13 protein-coding genes and 2 tRNA genes are annotated in these 18856 nt (G+C 71.2%); 9 read left to right on the top strand and 6 right to left on the bottom strand.

Going from position 1 to position 18856, the window contains the following annotated elements; all coding sequences use genetic code 11:
• The first annotated feature begins 191 nt into the window (after positions 1-191).
• From B118_RS0119075 to B118_RS0119095, 5 genes are all read left to right on the top strand, one after another.
• A tRNA-Gly gene (locus B118_RS0119075) sits at positions 192-264 on the top strand.
• A gap of 37 nt (positions 265-301) precedes the next feature.
• Positions 302-373, top strand: a tRNA-Val gene (locus B118_RS0119080).
• A gap of 384 nt (positions 374-757) precedes the next feature.
• The gene (locus B118_RS0119085) at positions 758-1399 is read left to right on the top strand and encodes a hypothetical protein (protein ID WP_027648579.1); all 642 of its coding nucleotides are present in this window, start codon (positions 758-760) and stop codon (positions 1397-1399) included.
• A 62-nt stretch (positions 1400-1461) separates the two neighbouring features.
• Positions 1462-3486 (top strand): discoidin domain-containing protein, encoded by a 2025-nt coding sequence (locus tag B118_RS0119090; protein WP_238324016.1) that lies wholly within the window; start codon positions 1462-1464, stop codon positions 3484-3486.
• A gap of 135 nt (positions 3487-3621) precedes the next feature.
• Positions 3622-4602 (top strand): NAD-dependent epimerase/dehydratase family protein, encoded by a 981-nt coding sequence (locus B118_RS0119095; protein WP_028193228.1) that lies wholly within the window; start codon positions 3622-3624, stop codon positions 4600-4602.
• Positions 4603-4662: 60 nt separating this feature from the next.
• Here B118_RS0119095 and B118_RS0119100 read toward each other — a convergent pair whose 3' ends face one another.
• A complete protein-coding gene (locus B118_RS0119100; protein ID WP_018220459.1) occupies positions 4663-5637 on the bottom strand; it encodes an Acg family FMN-binding oxidoreductase in 975 nt (324 codons plus the stop codon).
• Between the two features lie 278 nt (positions 5638-5915).
• On the opposite strand from B118_RS0119100, the gene B118_RS0119105 reads away from it, so the two are divergent.
• Positions 5916-6554: a response regulator gene (locus B118_RS0119105; protein ID WP_018214694.1), complete on the top strand. Its 639-nt coding sequence runs from the start codon at positions 5916-5918 to the stop codon at positions 6552-6554.
• A gap of 32 nt (positions 6555-6586) precedes the next feature.
• Here the strand turns inward: B118_RS0119105 and B118_RS0119110 are convergent, their stop codons facing one another.
• Positions 6587-8308, bottom strand: a complete 1722-nt coding sequence (locus B118_RS0119110; RefSeq protein WP_028188967.1) for a sensor histidine kinase — start codon at positions 8306-8308, stop codon at positions 6587-6589.
• A gap of 42 nt (positions 8309-8350) precedes the next feature.
• The gene (locus B118_RS0119115; RefSeq protein ID WP_420329459.1) at positions 8351-9367 is read right to left on the bottom strand and encodes an Acg family FMN-binding oxidoreductase; all 1017 of its coding nucleotides are present in this window, start codon (positions 9365-9367) and stop codon (positions 8351-8353) included.
• A gap of 235 nt (positions 9368-9602) precedes the next feature.
• Here B118_RS0119115 and B118_RS0119120 point away from each other — a divergent pair, with 235 nt between their 5' ends.
• Positions 9603-11495, top strand: a complete 1893-nt coding sequence (locus B118_RS0119120) for a heavy metal translocating P-type ATPase (protein WP_028188968.1) — start codon at positions 9603-9605, stop codon at positions 11493-11495.
• Positions 11496-11541: 46 nt separating this feature from the next.
• Here the strand turns inward: B118_RS0119120 and B118_RS0119125 are convergent, their stop codons facing one another.
• The 3 genes from B118_RS0119125 to B118_RS0119135 all read right to left on the bottom strand — a co-directional run bounded on the left by B118_RS0119125 (position 11542) and on the right by B118_RS0119135 (position 15730).
• Positions 11542-12408, bottom strand: coding sequence for a universal stress protein (locus B118_RS0119125; protein ID WP_018812524.1), 867 nt, complete (start codon positions 12406-12408; stop codon positions 11542-11544).
• On the bottom strand, positions 12405-14807 hold the full coding sequence (locus tag B118_RS0119130) for a phosphoketolase family protein (protein WP_028193229.1): 2403 nt from the start codon (positions 14805-14807) through the stop codon (positions 12405-12407). The genes B118_RS0119125 and B118_RS0119130 overlap by 4 nt, the downstream gene beginning before the upstream one ends.
• Positions 14808-14905: 98 nt before the next feature.
• Positions 14906-15730, bottom strand: a complete 825-nt coding sequence (locus B118_RS0119135) for a universal stress protein (protein WP_028185404.1) — start codon at positions 15728-15730, stop codon at positions 14906-14908.
• Positions 15731-15940: 210 nt separating this feature from the next.
• Between B118_RS0119135 and B118_RS0119140 the strand changes: the two genes are divergently transcribed.
• Together B118_RS0119140 and B118_RS0119145 are read left to right on the top strand one after the other, a co-directional pair.
• On the top strand, positions 15941-17068 hold the full coding sequence (locus B118_RS0119140) for a CapA family protein (protein ID WP_018220452.1): 1128 nt from the start codon (positions 15941-15943) through the stop codon (positions 17066-17068).
• 97 nt (positions 17069-17165) lie between these two features.
• Complete coding sequence (locus B118_RS0119145) at positions 17166-18833, top strand: RCC1 domain-containing protein (protein ID WP_028193230.1); 1668 nt, start codon at positions 17166-17168, stop codon at positions 18831-18833.
• The last annotated feature ends 23 nt before the right edge of the window (positions 18834-18856 follow it).

The following is an 18856-nucleotide window of genomic DNA, read 5'->3' on the forward strand; positions in this document are numbered from 1 at the left end:
TCACGTGCGCGCGTCGTGTGGTTCGACCCTGAGTGGCGCGCCGGAGGGTCGGTCGTGGGGTGCGGGCGGCTGGTGGTGGCCGCCGGCCTTCCTGTTGGCGATCGGTCGAGTCGGCCTGGCCGGGGTGCCCGGCTCCAGCGATCTTGCCCTCGGGTAGGGTTAGCTCGTCGTCGGCGTGGTTTCGGCGGCACGCGGACGTAGCGCAGCTGGTAGCGCATCACCTTGCCAAGGTGAGGGTCGCGGGTTCGAATCCCGTCGTCCGCTCGCGTGCTGCCCACCTGGTCCTGGGTTGTGGTGGCAAGGGCGATTGGCGCAGTGGGAGCGCGCTTCCTTGACACGGAAGAGGTCACTGGTTCAAACCCAGTATCGCCCACTCGTGACACTGGAACAGGTTGTCCATCCATAGATGGCTGTTTATTTTTCCTGAGCTGCCTCAAGGGATGTATCGGGCATATCCCGGCGATCTACCTGGATTCGGGGATCGTTCGGCCTTTCTGTCGTGCTGATTGCCACGTCAGGCCGCCTCGGTCATTAATCGATGTTTATCAAGGTTGAAACAGTCCGTCGTTCGGCGCCGACTCGCCCGGCGGATATCCGTAATCTCGCGGACACCCGGCTGGGCAGCGCCGGGAGGCCTGCCTGCTACGGCCCACCGCCATCGACAGCTCCGCCCCACCTCGACAACGACCACCCTTCGGGAAAGTCATCGGCTGGCCGGTGTTGCCCACACCGATCCGACATCTGCTTTGGAGGAACGATGCCTGTCCTGTCCCGACGGCTGCGGCCACTGGTAGCGGTCGGCGTTGGCCTGACCCTCGCGGTGCTCCACATGTCACCCGTGGCGGCTGCCGACACCGACGTCAACTTCGCCTGTCAGGCTCGGCCGCCCGTCGGTTCGCCACAGACCCTCGACCTGGCGGCCGGCATCGACGCGGTCGCCCCTGCCTCGGTCGCCGCCGGTGCCTCCTTCACCGTCGAACTCGCCCCCACCCCGATCACCGTGCCCAGCTCCGTGGGCGAATACACGGTGCAGCAGATCAAGGACCTCCAACTGTCGGTGCCCGTTCCGGCGAACGCGACCCTGACCGGACAGCAGATCTCCGGCGGTTCCGGGTTGGGAAGCGCACCGCCCACCGTGCACGTCGCCAACGGCAGGGTCGTCGTGACGATCCCCGGACCGATCGACGGCGGGAACACCTTCACCCCACCCATGCTGACGCTGACCATGACCGCCGGTGCCGCCGGCACGACCGTCGAGACGATGATCGCGGGCAGTAGCTACGATGATCCTGGCCTCACCTTCACCGCGCGAGTGCCGGTCTTCTTGCTCATCATCGACGTCCCCACGTCGTGCTATCCCTCGCCCAGTCCGGTGCTCAGCTCCACGGCGGTACTCTGATGGCGAGCCGAGCGACCCGGCGGCGATCTGCGGTGGGGAGCCGGGCGGTCCGTCGGCGATCGGTGGTGGCGACCGTCCTGCTCGCCGTGACCGCGCTGCTGCTCAGCACGGCGGCGCCCAGTGCGGCGGAGGAGTCCGACTGGTGGACGCCGACCTCCCGGCCGGCGCCCGACTCCGCGATCGGGGTCACCGGAGCGCCCTTCACCGGCACCGACGCCGAGGGGCAGGTGCGCGGCTTCGTGGACGCGCACAACCACATCATGTCCAACGAGGCCTTCGGCGGGCGGCTCCTCTGCGGCAAGCCCTTCTCCGACGCGGGCATCACCGACGCGCTCAAGGACTGCCCGGAGCACTACCCCGACGGCTCCCTGGCCCTGTTCGACTTCCTCACCAACGGTGGTGACGGCCAGCACGACCCCGACGGCTGGCCGACGTTCGCGGACTGGCCGGCCCACGACTCGCAGACCCACCAGCAGAACTACTACGCCTGGATCGAGCGGGCCTGGCGTGGTGGCCAGCGCGTTATGGTCAACCACCTGGTCACCAACGGAGTGATCTGCTCGGTCTACTTCTTCAAGGACCGCAGCTGCGACGAGATGACCTCGATCCGGCTCCAGGCCGCCAAGACCTACGAGATGCAGGACTACATCGACCAGATGTACGGCGGCGCGGGCCAGGGATGGTTCCGTGTCGTCACCGACAGCGACCAGGCGCGCGAGGTCATCGCGCAGGGCAAGCTCGCCGTCGTCCTGGGGGTCGAGACCTCCGAGCCGTTCGGCTGTAAACAGATCCTGGACATCGCCCAGTGCGACGAGGAGGACATCGATCGCGGGCTCGACGAGCTGCACGATCTCGGCGTACGCAGTGTGTTCCTGTGCCACAAGTTCGACAACGCGCTCTGCGGCGTCCGATTCGACTCCGGGACCACTGGGATAGCGGTCAACGCCGGGCAGTTCCTGTCGACCGGGACCTTCTGGACGACGGAGCAGTGCCGGGGGCCGCAGCAGGACAACCCCATCGCCTCCCTGGACCTACCCGGGCTGGGGGATCTGCTCCCGTCCGACGCCGAGATGCCGTCGTACTCGTCTGACGCGCGGTGCAACGTCCGCGGGCTGACCAACCTCGGCGAGTACGCCCTGCGGGGCCTGATGGACCGCAACATGATGGTGGAGATCGACCACATGAGTGTCAAGGCCACCGGCCGGGCCCTGGACATCTTCGAGTCCGTGTCGTACCCCGGTGTGGTCTCGTCACACAGCTGGATGGACCTGCTCTGGAGCGAGCGGGTCTACCGACTCGGCGGGTTCATCACGCAGTACATGCACGGTGCCGAGCGGTTCATCACGGACGCGGATCGGACGAAGGAGCTGCGCGACAGCTACGACGTCGGGTACGGCTTCGGCACCGACATGAACGGTTTCGGTAGCTGGCCCGGCCCCCGGGGCGCGGACACCCCGAACCCGGTCCAGTACCCGTACCAGTCCGCGCACGGCGGTGCCGTCATGGACCGGCAGACCACCGGTGACCGGACCTGGGACATCAACGCTGACGGTGCGGCCCACTACGGACTGGTGCCGGACTGGGTGGAGGAGATTCGGATCCTGGGCGGTCAGGAGGTGGTGGACGACCTGCTGCGCGGCGCCGAGTCGTACCTCGGTATGTGGGGCGCCACGGAGGGCCACGTCCCCGGTGTCAACCTCGCCGCCGGGTCGTCCGCCTCGGCCAGCTCGACCGCGTGGTATCCGTTCACCACCTACGCCCCCCGTCGAGCCGTGGACGGCGACCCGACGACGCGCTGGGCGAGCTGGTGGAGTGACGACCAGTGGCTGCGGTTGGATCTCGGCTCGGCGCAGCAGGTCCGGCGGGTCACCCTGGAGTGGGCGGGCGAGTACGCCAAGGCGTACCGGATCGAGGTGAGCGCCGACGGCAGCTCCTGGCAGACCGTGGCCTCCATATCGGATGGTGACGGTGGTCTGGACACGGCCTTCTTCGACCCGACGCCGGTGCGCTACGTCCGCGTCCAGGGTCAGGAGCGCGGTACCGACTGGGGCTACTCGCTGAGGGAGGTCGGCGTCCACGCCAGCTGAGGTCGCGGTCCGCCGCATCGGGCACCGGCCGCGCCGGACGCGCGGCCCGTGCCCGGGACCGCTTCTGCCGTCAGCGGAACTGCTGGCGGCAGAACCCGGTAGGCACAGCCTTCGCGGGGCCGGCACGGTGGAGGCATGAGACTGCTGGTGTTGGGTGGTACGGGTTTCGTCGGCGGGGCGGTGGTCGGCGCGGGGCTGCGCCGAATGTGGGAGGTGACGGTGTTCAACCGGGGCCGCCACGGGACGACGCCAGCCGGTGTGCGGCGGCTCCGGGGTGACCGGACCGCACCGGGCGGGCTGGCCGCGCTCGCCGGTCAGGAGTGGGATCTGGTCGTCGACACCTGGGACGGGGCGCCGCGGGCCGTCAGGGATTCGGCGCGGGCGCTGGCCGGGCAGGTCGGACGCTACGGCTACGTCTCCAGCGGGTCGGTCTACGCCGAGCCGGTGGCGTTGGGGTCGGCGGAGGACGCTCCGGTGGTCGACGCCGCGCCCGATGCCTTCGAGGGCGACTACGCGGCCAACAAGGCCGGCGCCGAGCGGGCCGTCCGGGAGGTCTACGGCGAGCGGGCGCTGATCGCCCGGGCCGGCCTGATCCTCGGACCGGGTGAGGACATCGGTCGGTTGCCGTGGTGGCTGCAGCGGACCGCCCGCGGCGGTGCGGTGCTGGCGCCCGGCCCGGCCGACCTCGCCCTGCAGTACGTTGACGTCCGCGACCTGGCGGCGTTCCTGCTCGACCCGGAGGTGCCCGGTGGGACGTTCAACGTGGTCAGCCGTACCGGGCACGCGACGATGGGGGAGTTGCTCGCCGCCTGTGTGGCGGTGACGGGGGCTGAGGCCCGGCTGCGCTGGATCGAACCGGAGCGGATTCTGGCAGCGGGTGTGGTGCCCTGGAACGACCTGCCGATCTGGATTCCGGCCGGGCATCCCTACCGCTGGTTGCAGGAGCGCGACGTGCGGGCCGCGTACGCCGCCGGACTGGTGTGCCGCCCGGTGACCGACACCTGGTCCTGGCTGCGGGCGGTTGGCGTGGTGCCGCCCCGCGCGGGCCGTCCGCAACGCGCCTCGGTGGGCCTGGACCCGGCCCGGGAGGCGGCGCTGCTGTCGGCCGGACGCTGACCGCGCGCCGCGCGGCGGCCGGATGGTCAGTGCGGTCAGCCGGTCAGGGCGGCCGGATGGTCAGAGCTGGGGGACGGTCAGGTCGAGCACCTCGTTGACGTCGCGACGGGGGGTGGGCCAGCCGGGTTGGCCGTACCCGATCCGCATCACCATCTGCGGAGTGCCGTAGCGGCCCAGCGAGAGCCGCAGCTGCTCCCGGGCGGTGGGTACCTCGATGGGTTGGGACAGCATCGACACGGAGAGCCCGGCGTCGGTGGCGGTGAGCAGCGTACGTTGTAGGGCCTGGCCGGCGATGACCTGGTCGACGGCGGTGTTGCCGGGGCCGCCGAGCACCGCGACGAGGGGTTCCGGTTCGAAGTCGCGGCCGGGGGCGCGTTCCCGGCCGCCGAAGGCGCGCGCGGGCAGCAGGTCCTGCGGCTCGAACGGTGGACCGCCGGCGTTCGCGGGTACCCCGTCGGGGGCCTCGTCGTGGTGGACCCACTTCTCCTGCTCGGCGCGGTATGCGGGATTGCGCTCCAGCACCCGGTGGGCGCCCCGGGCGATCTCAGCGAACGCGTTCACCGCGCTCGTACCGATCAGCAGCTCCAGCCAGCACTCCTCGGCCCGGGCTGCTTCGGTGAGCCGCCACCGGGTGTCGGCGGGCACCGGGTCGGGTTGGAATGGGGCGCGGTTGCTGAACCGGCGGGGGATCGCCGCGTGGAGGTCCTGCTCGATCGGGGTGGGGCGGCGCGGCGCGTCCGGGACCAGCCGGGCCACCACATCGGGCTCGGCCGGGTACGGGCGTAGCCGTACGGCGGCCGGTGTCTCCGCGACGGCCAGGGCGAGCCGGAGGTTGAACAGCGCCGCCCCGGCGGCGATGCGGATACCCCAGCCGTTCGGGTCGGTGGCGGGCAGCCGTCGGGACGGGTCAACCAGCACCTCGATCCCGCCGTCGCGCAGGCGGAACCGCCACGGCTGCGTGTTGTGCAGCGACGGGGCGCGAATGGCGTCGGCGGCGGCGGTACGTAGCTGCGCTAGGCTGTAGTAGGCGTCCATGGTGTCGCTCCCCTCCGTTGGCGCGCCACGGCTGCTGCTTCGTCCACCGTCTCCCAGGCGGAGCCCGGGATTCCAGGGCCGGATGTCCCTTCCCAGCGGGACCGACTGTCCTGCCCCAGACTCACCGCTTCCCGGCGTTCGTACTATCAGCCTGTGCTGTCCGTATTGTCCCTCTTGTCCGTTCCGGTGGAGTGAGAACCGTCGAGCGGGTGCCCGGCCGAGGCGGGTCGGGACCTTCGACCCCTGCAGAACAGCCGCCAGCAGGGTAGAAACAAGGGATGATCCGCGTGTACCTACTCGACGACCATGAAGTCGTCCGTCGTGGCCTTGCCGACCTGCTCACGGCCAGCGGTGACATCGAGGTCGTCGGCGAGTCCGGCCTGGCCCAGGAGGCGGCCCGCCGCATCCCGGCGCTCCGGCCCGACGTAGCGATTCTCGACGCGCGGCTACCCGACGGCAACGGCATCGACGTGTGCCGGGACATCCGGGCCCTGGACTCGTCGATCAAGGGCTTGATTCTCACCTCGTACGAGGACGACGAGGCGCTCTTCGCGGCGATCATGGCCGGCGCGGCCGGCTACGTGCTCAAGCAGATCCGCGGCACCGACCTGGTGGACGCGGTCCGGCGAGTGGCCGCCGGGCAGTCGCTGCTCGACCCCGCGATCACCACCCGGGTACTGGAGCGGATTCGCAGCGGCGTCGAGCAGCCACGGGAGCTGAAATCCCTGACCGAGCAGGAACGGCGGATCCTGGAGTACGTGGCCGAGGGGCTCACCAACCGGGAGATCGCCGGCAGGATGTTCCTCGCCGAGAAGACGGTGAAGAACTACGTCTCCAGCATGCTGGCGAAGCTCGGCCTGGAGCGGCGGACGCAGGCAGCCGTACTCGCCACCCGCCTGCTCGGCAAGACCCACTGACCCGGCGCGGTTGATCCGGCGCCGCTGACGGCTCAGCTGTCCAGCGGCACGGACCAGTGCAGCCGGGTGCCGTGCGGGTGCTCCGGTCGCACCTCGAAGACCCCGCCGTGGCGCTCGGCACGTTCGCGCAGGTTGACCAGCCCGCCCCGGGCGGCGGCCGGATCGCAGCCGATCCCGTCGTCGGCGACGGTCACCGAAACCTGACCGGCCGCCACCCGGACGGTGACCGCGACCCGCTGGGCCCGGGCATGGCGCACCGTGTTCGACAGCGCCTCCCGCAGCACGGCCGTGAGATCGGGGCGCAGCTCATCCGAGACGGCGCTGTCGATCGGGCCGGCCAACTCCAGCGCGGGCCGGAAGCCCAGCGACCCGGCGGCGTCCTCGACCGCCTCCCGGATCTCCGAGCGTAGCTGCGCGGTCATCGGCGTGCGCAGCTCGAAGATGGTGCGGCGGATGTCCTTGATCGTGGCGTCCAGGTCGTCCACCGCCGCGTTGATCCGGTTGGCGAGTTCGGGGCGGGTGCTCATCGGCACCGCGCTCTGCAACTGCAGGCCGGTGGCGAACAACCGCTGAATCACCACGTCGTGCAGGTCCCGGGCGATCCGCTCGCGGTCCTCCAGGACCACCAGCAGTTCCCGCTCCTCCTGGCCCCGAGCCCGCTCCATGGCCAGCGCGGCCTGCGCGGCGAAGCTGCCGAGCAGCGCCACGTCGTCCTCGCTGGTGTCCTCGTGGTCAGCGCTGTACGCCACCACCAGCACGCCGTGCAGGGTGTCCGCCGTCGCCAGTGGGGAGAGCACCGCCGGCCCGGTGTCCAGCAGCGCCGGCCAGGGCGCGGCATAGGCGAGGTCCGCCACCCGGTCGTGGCGGCCGTGGATGACGGCGGCGCCGAAGCTGGTGTCGGCGGCGGGTAGGACGGTGCCGACCAGGGCAGCGGCCTGCTCACCCGCGCCATCGACCACGTCAACGGTGAAGGCGTCTGCGCCGGGGTCATAGAGCAACACCAGCGCCAGCTCCGCCTCGGCGACCTCCCGGGCCCGCCGCGCCACCAGCGACAGCGCGTCGGTACGGCGGACCTCGCCGAGCAGCAGCGTGGTGATCTCGGCGGCGGCGGCCAGCCACCGCTCCCGCCGGTGTTCCAGCTCGTAGAGGCGGGCGTTCTCGATCGCCACCCCGGCCGCCGCGGCCAGCGCCACCACGATCTCCTCGTCATCCTCGGTGAACTCGGCCGCGTCCCGCTTCTCGGCCAGGTAGAGGTTGCCGAAGACCTGGTCCCGGATCCGCACCGGCACCCCGAGGAAGCTGTGCATCGGCGGATGGTGCGGCGGGAAACCGTAGGAGGCGGGGTGCTGGGTGATGTCGGGCATCCGCACCGGGCGCGGATCGTCGATCAGCAGGCCGAGGACGCCTCGGCCGTGCGGCAGGTCACCGATCTTGGCGCGCTGCTCGTCGTCGACACCGTGGATGACGAAGTCGTGCAGCGTCCGGTCCCGGCTGAGGACGCCGAGCGCGCCGTAGCGGGCCCCGGCCAGCTCGGCGGCGGCCTCGACGATGCGTTGCAGCGTGCTGCGCAGGTCCAGGTCGGTGCTGATGCCGACCACCGCGTCGAGCAGGGCCCGCAGCCGTTCCCGACTGGTGACCACCTGGCTGACCCGCTCCAGCATCTCCTGCAGCAGCTCGTCTAGGTCGACCCGGGACAACGGGGTCAACCCGAGCGAAGGGATGGCGTGCGGTTCGTGTTCGGGACTCGGTGTCACCGGCCGATGCTAACGTCGTCGACCAGGGACGTGACACGCCCGTCAGGTTCCGCGGACCGCTGTGGTGTCCACCACCTGTTCCACCGCGAGCCGCGGCGTGTGCGGCGGGCCGGCGTGCGTCGGATCCGCGCGGCCCAGGCGCAGCACGAGATACGGGTATCCCATGCCGGCGAGTACCCCGCGCAGCTCCGCGCGGGTGCCCGGAACCTCGATCACCCCGCTCAACGGCACCACCGAGACGCCGAGCCGGGTCGCCGTGAGCCAACTCGCCGACAGCGCCTCACCGGCTCGCAACCAGGTGCTGGGCTCGTCCTCGTCGCCGTAGAGCAGCGCGTACGCGGCGGCCTGGTCATGACCGGGCCCCACCGGCAGCGTGCCGGCCCGGCCGAAGTCCCGGCCGGGCACGGTGGTCTGCGGAGGCGACTCCGGCAACACCGCCGCCGGCAGACCGACATCGTCGGCCCGGCTGGTCCAGTACGCCAGCTCCGCGCGCAGCCGGGGATCCTCCGACTCCACGGTGTCGGCCTGGGACGCGGCGGTCGCCAGCTGCAACACCTGGTCCCGGTTAAGTTGCTGAAGCCGGACCCCGGCGGCGGTGGCCGCCTCGGTGATCTCGGTCAGGGCCGAGTCGGTGATCGGTTCGTCACCAACCGGTCGGCGATCGGTGTGCCGGATTCGCATGCACTGCACCAGGTGCATGGCCTCGGGGTCCGTCCCCACCCGGGTCAGGCCGGTGAGCCGGGCCAGCAGGTCCGGATCATCCGGGTCGGGGGTCCGCTCCACCTGATCCGGGTCGGGGATTCGCTCCACCGCCGCCTGCCATCCCTCGGCGGCCAACGCGACCCGGGCGTGGTGCAGCGCCGCACCGCAGCTCAGGACGAGCAACCGCCCCTCCGGGTCGGTGGCGGTGAGCTGCCGGTCGCGGACCACCCGCAGCTCCAGCGCGTCGGGCAGGACCCGCCACCGCCACGGTTGGGTGTTGTGCACCGAGGGGGCGCGACCGGCGGTCGCGGCGGCCTGCGCGAGCGCGGTGGTCAGCGCGTGGTCCGTCTGGCTCATGCTCTCGACCCTTCCCTCGAACACATCGTGCCGCACCCGGAGGGCACCCGGGTGCGGTTGCCGATCCATCCTGCGACATTCGCCCGCCGATCGCACGGGGCGCAGGTCCCGTCGCCGCTGGACCATTCGACCCGGGTGACGCACTGCCCACCTCGGTGATCCGCTGGACCGATTTTGCCCGGTGGGTTCGGTGATGCACCGCCCACCCGCCCGATCCGCTGGGACGATTTCGGTGATGGCGGCGGAGCCGGAGTGCGGGCCCGAGCAACCGGCGCGGTCCGGGCCGGGCGGCCGGCTGCTCTGGGTGCCGCTGGGCGGGCTGACCGCGCTGGTGCTCGCTGGCGTGGTGGCGTGGCTCGCCGACCGGTCCGGCCTCGCTGACCTACTCTGGGCCGCCGCCACCGTGGCCGCGCTGGTGCCGGCCGCCGGGTCGATGCTGCGTGAGCTCTGGCACCGGCGGTACGGCGTCGACGTGATCGCCGTCCTCGCGCTGGCGGGCGCGCTCGTCGTGGCGGAGTACCTGGCCGGGGCGGTGATCGCGGTGATGGTGGCCACCGGCCGGACGCTGGAGGCGTACGCCCAGGGGCGGGCGACCCGCGACCTCCGTGCGCTGCTCGCGCACGCCCCGCGTACCGCGCGCCGACGCGCCCCGGACGGGACGATCGAGGTGGTCCCGGCAGACCAGGTTGTCGCCGGCGACGAACTGCTGGTCGGCCCCGGCGACGTGGTACCGGTCGACGGGCAGCCCACGGCGGCGGCCACGCTCGACGAGTCGGTGGTGACGGGAGAGTCGCGGCTGGTCCACCGCGCCCCGGGGGATCGGGTGGGCAGCGGTGTGGTGAACGCCGGTGCCGCCTTCGGGCTGCGGGCGACCGCGGACGCGGCCTCCAGCACGTACGCCGGGATCGTGCGGCTGGCCCGGGAGGCCACCGCACAGAAGGCGCCGACGGTCCGGCTGGCCGACCGATACGCCGTCGCCTTCGTTCCGTTCACCCTGCTGCTCGCCGGGCTGGGCTGGCTGGTCTCCGGCGACCTGGTCCGGGCGGTGGCGGTCCTGGTGGTGGCCACGCCCTGCCCACTGCTGCTGGCCACCCCGATCGCCATCGTCTCTGGGCTGTCCCGTACCGCCCGGCACGGGGTCCTGGTCCGCGATGGCGGCTCGCTCGAACTGCTCGGCCGGGCCCGCACCCTGCTGGTGGACAAGACCGGAACCCTGACCGCCGGCCGGCCCAAGGTGGCCGAGACGGTGCCGGCCCCGGGGACCACGGCCGACGAGGTGCTGCGCCTCGCCGCCTCCGTGGAGCAGCTCTCCCCGCATGTGCTGGCCACTGCCCTGGTGGAGGGGGCGCGGGAGCGAGAGCTCGGACTCGCCGAGCCAACGGGGGTCACCGAGGAGCCGGGCCGGGGCGTACGCGGGCGGGTGGAGGGCCGTGACCTGTGGGTGGGGCAGCTCGACAGCACACCGCCACCGTGGGCGGCCACGGCCCGGGACCGCGCCGAGGAGGCCGGGCACTCGCTGGTGTGGGTCGGTGCGGCCGACGGGCTGCTCGGCGTGATCCTGCTGGCGGATCCGGTCCGGTCCGACGCGTCGCGTACGGTCGGCCGGCTGCGGGCGGCGGGGTTGCGCCGGATCGTCATGGTCACCGGCGACCAGCCGGCCACCGCCCGCCGGGTAGCCCGAGAGGTCGGGGTGGACGACGTTCTCGCCCGCTGCGCACCGGCCGAGAAGGCGGACCGGGTCCGCGCCGAGGTGGACCGGGCGGTCACAGTGATGGTGGGCGACGGGGTGAACGACGCCCCCGCCCTGGCCACCGCGGATGTCGGCGTGGCGATGGGCGCCACCGGGGCCACCGCGTCGGCGGACGTCGCCGACGCGGTGCTCACCGTTGACCGGCTGGAGCGGCTGGCCGACGCGGTGGAGATCGCCCGGTACGCGCGCCGCATCGCCGTGCAGAGCGCCACAGTGGGCATGGGGCTCGCCGTGCTGGCCATGTTCGCCGCCGCCATCGGCCGGGTGCCGCCGGTGGCCGGTGCCTTCCTTCAGGAGGGCATCGACGTGCTGGTGATCCTCAACGCGTTGCGTGCCCTGCTCGGCCCGGGCACCCTGACCAGCCTCCGCCGACGGTGACCAGCCTCCGCCGACGGTGACTAGCCTCCGCCGACGGTGACCGACCTCAGCGTTCGCGGACCACGGCGACCGGGGAGTGCGCGTGGTGTAGCAGCTGTTGGCTGACCGAGCCGAGCAGCATCCCGGCCAGGCCACCGTGGCCTCGGCTGCCGACCACGACCAGCTGGGCGTTGCGGCTGGCCGTCACGAGCAACTCGGCCGGATTGCCCTCGGCCACCTCCACCGTGATCTGGAGATCCGGGAACGCTCGTCGCCAGCGGGCCAGTGACTCCTCCAACTCGGAGCGGGCCGCCTGGGCACCCGCTCGGGCATCCGGTGCGGGCGGCGGGCGCTGACCCGGCGGCGAATGCCACGCGCGCAGCACGTGTAGCGGTACCTTCCGGGCGGCGGCCTGCTCGACCGCGAAGCCCAGGGCGAGCAGCGACTGCTCCGAGCCGTCCACCCCGGCCGCGACGTGCCCGTTCCGACCCCGGCGGTCGGCGTCCCCGCGGACCACCACCACCGGGCAGTGGGCGTGTGCGGCCACGGATCCCGCCGTCGAACCGACCAGCAGGCCGGCGAAGCCGCCAAGCCCGCGCGTACCGACTACCAGCAGGCCAGCCCGCGCCGAGAGCTCCTGGAGCACCAGCGCGGGCGGCCCCTCGTACAGCGCACCGGTGACGGTCAGCTCCGGGCTGGTCGCGTCCGCGGCGGCCTGCCGGACCAACTCCTCCGCTTGCCGCCGAGCGGTGTCGTCGGGCCAGATGCTGGGCCCCCCACCAGGGCCGGTCCACCCGGCCATGGTGAGCCACTCGAAGACGTACGCGAGGTGCACCGACCGTCCCCTTTGGGCGGCCTCGGCCCGGGCCCACTCCTGGGCCCGGACTGCGTCCGGCGAGCCGTCGTAGCCGACCAGGATCTCGGTTCCGTTCACTGGTGGTCGCCCAGGTCGGCGTTCGTCTCGCGGACCCACCGCCACTGCGCCACCCGCGGGTCGTCGGCGCCGTGCCGGCGGGTGTAGTCCCGGCACGACTGGCGGGCGTCGACCATCTCCTGCCGCAGGTGCGCCGCCCGCGCGCCGAGCCCGGGTACCCGATCGATCACGTCGATGACCAGGTGGAACCGGTCCAGGTCGTTGAGCATCACCATGTCGAACGGAGTGGTGGTGGTGCCCTCCTCCTTGTAGCCGCGAACGTGCAGGTTGGAGTGGTTGGTCCGCCGGTAGGTCAGGCGGTGGATGAGCCACGGGTAGCCGTGGTACGCGAAGATGATCGGCTTGTCGGTGGTGAAGATGGTGTCGAACTCCGAGTCCGGCAGCCCGTGCGGGTGCTCGCTCGACGGTTGCAGGCGCATCAGGTCAACCACGTTGACCACCCGAACCCTCAACTCGGGCAGGTGCTGGTGCAGCAGGTCGACCGCCGCGAGGGTCTCCAGCGTCGGGACGTCCCCGGCGCAGGCGAGTACCACGTCCGGTTCCGTACCGCCGTCGTTGCTGGCCCAGTCCCAGATGCCGATCCCGCGCCGGCAGTGCAGGACCGCCTCATCCATCGACAGCCAGCTCGGTGTGGGTTGCTTCCCCGCGACCACCACGTTGATGTAGTGCCGGCTGCGCAGGCAGTGGCTCATCGTGGAGAGCAGGGTGTTCCCGTCCGGTGGCAGGTAGACCCGGACCACCTCGGCCTTCTTGTTCACGACATGGTCGATGAAGCCCGGGTCCTGGTGCGAGAAGCCGTTGTGGTCCTGCCGCCAGACGTGGCTGGAGAGCAGGTAGTTCAGCGAGGCCACCGGCTGCCGCCAGGGGATGCCCCGGGTCACCTTCAGCCACTTGGCGTGCTGGTTGACCATCGAGTCAACGATGTGGATGAACGCCTCGTAGCTGGTGAAGAGGCCGTGCCGGCCGGTCAGCAGGTACCCCTCCAGCCAGCCCTGGCAGAGGTGCTCGGAGAGCACCTCCATCACCCGGCCGTCGGGGGAGAGGTTCTCGTCCCCGGGTACGGTGGCCGCCACCCAGGCCCGGTCGGTGACCTCGAAGGCGGCGCCGAGCCGGTTGGAGGCCACCTCGTCCGGGCCGAAGAGCCGGAACGTCTCCGGGTTCGCGGCGATGACATCGCGGATCCAGCTGCCGAGCGTGCCGGTGGCGCTGGTGACCGCCGTACCGGGGCGTGGCACGTCAACCGCGTAGTCGCGGAAGTCGGGCAGGACCAGATCACGCAGGACCTGCCCGCCGTTGGCGACCGGGTTGGCGCTCATCCGGCGGTCGCCCTTCGGCGGCAGGTCCAACAGCTCGGCCACCGGCGCCCCGGTCGCGTCGAAGAGCTCCTCCGGGCGGTAGCTGCGAAGCCAGCGCTCCAACTCGGCCAGGTGCTGCGGGTTCTCGCGCACCTGCGGCAGCGGCACCTGGTGGGCGCGGTGGGTGCCCTCCACCCGGTTGTCGTCGACCTCGCGCGGGCCGGTCCAGCCCTTCGGCGTACGGAGCACGATCATCGGCCAGCGCGGGCGCTCGACCCGGCCACCGGAGCGGGCCTGCTGTTGGATGGCGGCGATCTCGTCCAGCGCCCGGTCCATGGTCGCGGCGAGCGCCTGGTGCACCGTGGCCGGATCGTCCCCGGCCACCAGGTACGGCTCGTGACCGTACCCGCGCATCAGATCCAGCAGGTCGGGCTCGGGGAGCCGGTCCAACACCGTCGGGTTGGCGATCTTGTAGCCGTTGAGGTGCAGGATGGGCAGCACCGCGCCGTCGCGGGCCGGGTTCAGGAACACGTTCGACAGCCAGCTACCCGCCAGCGGCCCGGTCTCCGCCTCGCCGTCGCCGATCACGCACGCGACCAGCAGGTCCGGGTTGTCGAACGCGGCACCGTAGGCGTGGCTGAGCGCGTACCCGAGCTCACCCCCCTCGTGAATCGATCCCGGCACCTCCGCGGCCACGTGGCTGGGAATGCCGCCGGGAAAGGAGAACTGGCAGAAGAGCTGCGCCATGCCGGCCTCGTCCTGGCAGGTGCCGTGGTAGAGCTCGCTCCAGGTGCCCTCCAGCCAGGTGTTCGCCACGAGCGCGGGACCGCCGTGGCCGGGACCGGTGATGTAGATGGCGTTCAGGTCACGGGCGACGATGACCCGGTTGAGGTGCGCGTAGAGCAGGTTCAGGCCGGGGCTGGTGCCCCAGTGGCCGAGGAGCCGGGGCTTGATGTGTTCCGCGGTCAGCGGCTCGCGTAGCAGCGGGTTGCTCCGGAGGTAGATCTGCCCGACCGTGAGGTAGTTCGCCGCCCGCCAGTACGCGTCCAGTCGGCGCAGTTCGTCCTCGGTCAGCGGGCTGTGCTGGGCGGTTGCGATGTTCATGCTTACCTGAGCCTCTCGGTCGGGTGTGGCGCATCCGGGGCGTTGTGGTTAGCCTCGCCGACGGCTACCGCCGGGTTAAGAGGCGTTGGTCCCGGGTCTCACGGACTCTCTGCCGGGGCGAGTCCTCGCACCACGACCGTGGGCGTGGGCGAGTGGTAGAGCATGGCCTGACAGGCGGAGCCGATCATTCCTCGGCCGGGCTGTTGGCCGCGCGCGGCCATCACCACCAGCTGGGCGGATCGGGACTGCTCTACCAGGACATCGCCCGGAGCGCCCCGGATGGTGTGGCACTCCACCGGCACGCCCGGCTCTGCGCCGCCGACCGCCGCCACCGTGTCGGCGAGGATCTCCGGTGCGTCGTCTTGGCCGCGCTCCACCACCCGGACGGCGACCAGGCGGCCGGCCCGCCGAACGGCGCAGTCAAACGCCCACTTCAGGGCCTGCTGGGAGGCGACCGAGCCGTCCACTCCGACCAGGACCGGCCCCTTCGCCGGCGGTTCGCGGCGGGCCACCAGCACTGGGCAGCCGGCCTGGGTGACGACCTGCACCGCCGGCGTGTCGGCGGGGATGGGGCAGCCGAGCTGTTTGGTGCTCATGCCGCTGTCGCCGACGGCGACCAGGAAGGCCGTCTCCGACCTGCGAATCAGCGGCTGCACCCGGGAGCCCTCGGCGATCTCGTGGCCTACCGGCAGTGTCTCCTCGACCTCCCGGGCGACCTTGACCGCATGATCGAGGAGTTCCACGGCCGCGTCGTGCGTGCCGGCGACCGACTCCGCCTCGAAGGCGGCCCCCCAGTCGAAGGTGTGGATCAGCTGTAGGGGGTGCTCGAACGCGGCCGCTTCCCGCGCGGCGAGCTCGACCAGCGGCAGGTCCCGTTCGGAGCCGACCGCGACGAGCACCGGCGCGTTGTTGGCTGCGGCCATGTCGGCATCACCTCCGCGGGAGTCGCCCCCGGCCTCCGTCCCGAGGCTAGTCCGGGCAGCGCGGCGCCGGGGCGGGATCGTGCAGCCCACGCGACCGGGATTGCCGGCACCGGGGTGGGGCGGTGGAACCGGAGGCCGGCGGGGGCTTCCCGCCGCCCAGACACCGCGATCGAGCGGCCGGACGGTTACCGACAGTGCTAGCGTCCGAACGTGGGCACGAACCAGGAGATTCCGGAGATTGTCGTCGCCGCCACCGGTGACCTGCTCATCCTCCGGGACCGTCCGCACGACATGTTCCGTCACGTGCGAGACCATCTGGTCGGGGCCGATATCACCTTCGGCCAACTGGAGACCGCCTACTCCGACCAGGGGTCGCTGGGTTCGTCCGGCCCACGCGGCGGCGTCCCGCACGACGTGGAGAACCTCGCGGCGATACCGCACGCGGGCTACAACGTGATCTCGATGGCGAGCAACCACACCGGCGACTGGGGAGCTGACGCGCTGCTCGACTGCATCGAGCGGTGTCGCCGCAACGGCGTTACCGTGGTGGGCGCGGGGGCGGATATCGACGAGGCGCGCCGGCCCGGGATCATCGAACGCGACGGTACGCGGGTCGGGTTCCTGGCCTACTGTTCGGTCGCACCGGAGGGCTACTACGCCGGGCCGAACAAGCACGGCGTGTCGCCGATGCGGGCGATGACCCACTACGAACCGTTCGAGTATGACCAGCCCGGCGGCCCACCCCTGATCAAGACCCAGCCGGACGAATCCGACCTGGCGGCATTCGTCGCGGACATCGAAAAGCTGCGTGACCAGGTGGAGGTGCTGGTCGTGTCACTCCACTGGGGCCTGCACTTCCAGCGCTCACGGCTCGCGGACTACCAGCCGACGGTGGCTCACGCGGCGATTGACGCCGGCGCCGACGCCGTGATCGGGCACCACCCCCACATCCTGAAGCCGGTCGAGGTCTACCGAGGCAAGGTCATCTTCTACAGCCTGGGCAACTTCGCCTTTGAGATCAACGAGCGCTGGTGGCAGTCGTACAGCAAGGAGTGGTTCGAGAAGGCGAACCGGCTCCACCAGAAACTCGCCCCCGGCCGGGATCTGCGGGAGGAGGGCCGGAACTCGATGATCGTCCGGCTGCATATCACCGACGGCCGAATCGACCGGGTCAGCCTCGTACCCGTGTTCATCAACGAGGGGCATGAGCCGGTGCCGTACCGGGCGGACACGCCGGAGGGGCGCGCGGTCTGCGACTACCTGGCGGAGATCACGACCGAGGCGGGGATCGACACCGCCTTCGACGTGGTTGACGGCCGGATCCTGGTACGCGTCTGAGCCTTCGAGGGCGTTTCTCCTCGCCATTTCAGCAGTAGGGCGGTAAACATGGCTTTCGTCCTATTTGCGGATTTTGTGCGCTCGGAGGTGTTGAGCGGTGCGAGGATTTCGTCGGCGGGCAGGCCGTGCTGCCCAGGCGGGCTGGGCAAGAATGGCCGCCGGGGGGTGCCTCGCCCTCGCGGTGGCCGTGACGGTCACCCAGGCGGTTGGCGTGTCGCCCGCGGCCGCACAGAGCAGGCCGTCCCCGTCGGCTGTCGCGGCGGACACCGCCCTTTCCTGGGGTGACAACGATTCCGGTCAGTTGGGTGATGGGACTACTGCTGACAGCAGCATGCCGGTGGCGGTCAGTTTGCCTTCGGGTGTCACGGTGACCGCGGTCGCCGCTGGCGCCGCCCACAACCTGGCGGTGACCTCTGCTGGCACTGTCCTCGCCTGGGGCGGCAATTCGTCGGGCCAGTTGGGTGATGGGACGACGACCAATCGCAGTACGCCGGTGGCTGTCAGTTTGCCTTCGGGTGTCACGGTGACCGCGGTCGCCGCTGGTGCTGCCTTCAGTCTGGCGTTGACGTCCGCGGGCACTATCCTCGCCTGGGGCGACAATACAATCGGTCAGTTGGGTGATGGGACCACCATCGACAGCCCTACGCCGGTGGTCGTCAGTCTGCCGACGGGTGTCACGGCTACCGCAGTCGCCGGAGGGGCCACCCACAGCTTGGCGGTTACGTCCGCGGGCACCGTCCTCGCCTGGGGTGCCAACGCCGTCGGTCAGTTGGGCGACGGGACCACCACTCCCAGCCGTACGCCGGTGAATGTCAGCCTGCCTTCGGGTGCCACGGTGACCGCGGTCGCCGGAGGCGACGCCCACAGTCTGGCGTTGACGTCCGCGGGTGATGTCCTTGCCTGGGGTAGCAATTCGTCGGGTCAATTGGGTGATGGGACGACCTCCAATCGCAGTACGCCGGTGGCTGTCGGTACCACGGCTACGGCGGTCGCCGCTGGTATCGCCTTCAGTCTGGCGTTGACGTCCGCGGGTGATGTCCTTGCCTGGGGTAGAAATTCTTCGGGTCAATTGGGTGATGGGACGACGACCAATCGCAGTACGCCGGTGGCTGTCAGTTTGCCTGCGGGTACCACGGTTACCGCCCTCGCCGGAGGCGACGCCCACGGTCTGGCGGTTGCCTCCGGCGGCGCCGCAACTGCCTGGGGTGACAATTCCTTTGGTCAATTAGGCGACGGGACCAGTACCGACCGCGCTACACCGGTGCCCGTCAGCCTGCCCGCAGGCGCCACGGTCACCACTGTCGCCGCCGGCGCCGCTCACAGCGTTGCCTTGGTCGCGCCGCCGACGTCCAGCGTCACGTTGCGGGTCACGCCGTCGAGTCCGGAGGCGGGTCAGGATGTCACGCTCACCGCGACGGTCACCTGCACCGGCGACACGCCCACCGGAACGGTCACGTTCCGCGACAACACCACCATGCTGGCCACTACGTCCCTGACGACCGCGGCCACCGCCAGCCACACCACGACGCTGGCGCCGGGCGCACACAGCCTCACCGCCGTATATGTCAGCTCCAACACCTGTCCGGACAGCCGATCCGCGCCCGTCAGCGTCACCGTCGCCCCCTTACCTGACGATTCTGGTCTGCCGATCACCGGACCGAACCTACCCACCACCGTCGGCACCGCCGCCCTGTTCATCCTGGCCGGTGCTGCCCTGATTCGCCTCACCGGCCGACGTCAACCGACCTCGCGTCACCTGCGGTGACGAGTCGGTGCCGTGGCCGCTGC

The sequence above is a fragment of the Salinispora pacifica CNR114 genome (assembly GCF_000514775.1).
Lineage (GTDB): Bacteria > Actinomycetota > Actinomycetes > Mycobacteriales > Micromonosporaceae > Micromonospora > Micromonospora pacifica.

Bases quoted from the DNA above. Each gene is read 5' to 3' on its own strand.
- B118_RS0119085 (WP_027648579.1), top strand. From the start codon at position 758: ATGCCTGTCCTGTCCCGACGGCTGCGGCCACTGGTAGCGGTCGGCGTT.
- B118_RS0119095 (WP_028193228.1), top strand. From the start codon at position 3,622: ATGAGACTGCTGGTGTTGGGTGGTACGGGTTTCGTCGGCGGGGCGGTG.
- B118_RS0119100 (WP_018220459.1), bottom strand. From the start codon at position 5,637: ATGGACGCCTACTACAGCCTAGCGCAGCTACGTACCGCCGCCGCCGAC.
- B118_RS0119105 (WP_018214694.1), top strand. From the start codon at position 5,916: ATGATCCGCGTGTACCTACTCGACGACCATGAAGTCGTCCGTCGTGGC.
- B118_RS0119115 (WP_420329459.1), bottom strand. From the start codon at position 9,367: ATGAGCCAGACGGACCACGCGCTGACCACCGCGCTCGCGCAGGCCGCC.
- B118_RS0119120 (WP_028188968.1), top strand. From the start codon at position 9,603: ATGGCGGCGGAGCCGGAGTGCGGGCCCGAGCAACCGGCGCGGTCCGGG.
- B118_RS0119130 (WP_028193229.1), bottom strand. From the start codon at position 14,807: ATGAACATCGCAACCGCCCAGCACAGCCCGCTGACCGAGGACGAACTG.
- B118_RS0119135 (WP_028185404.1), bottom strand. From the start codon at position 15,730: ATGGCCGCAGCCAACAACGCGCCGGTGCTCGTCGCGGTCGGCTCCGAA.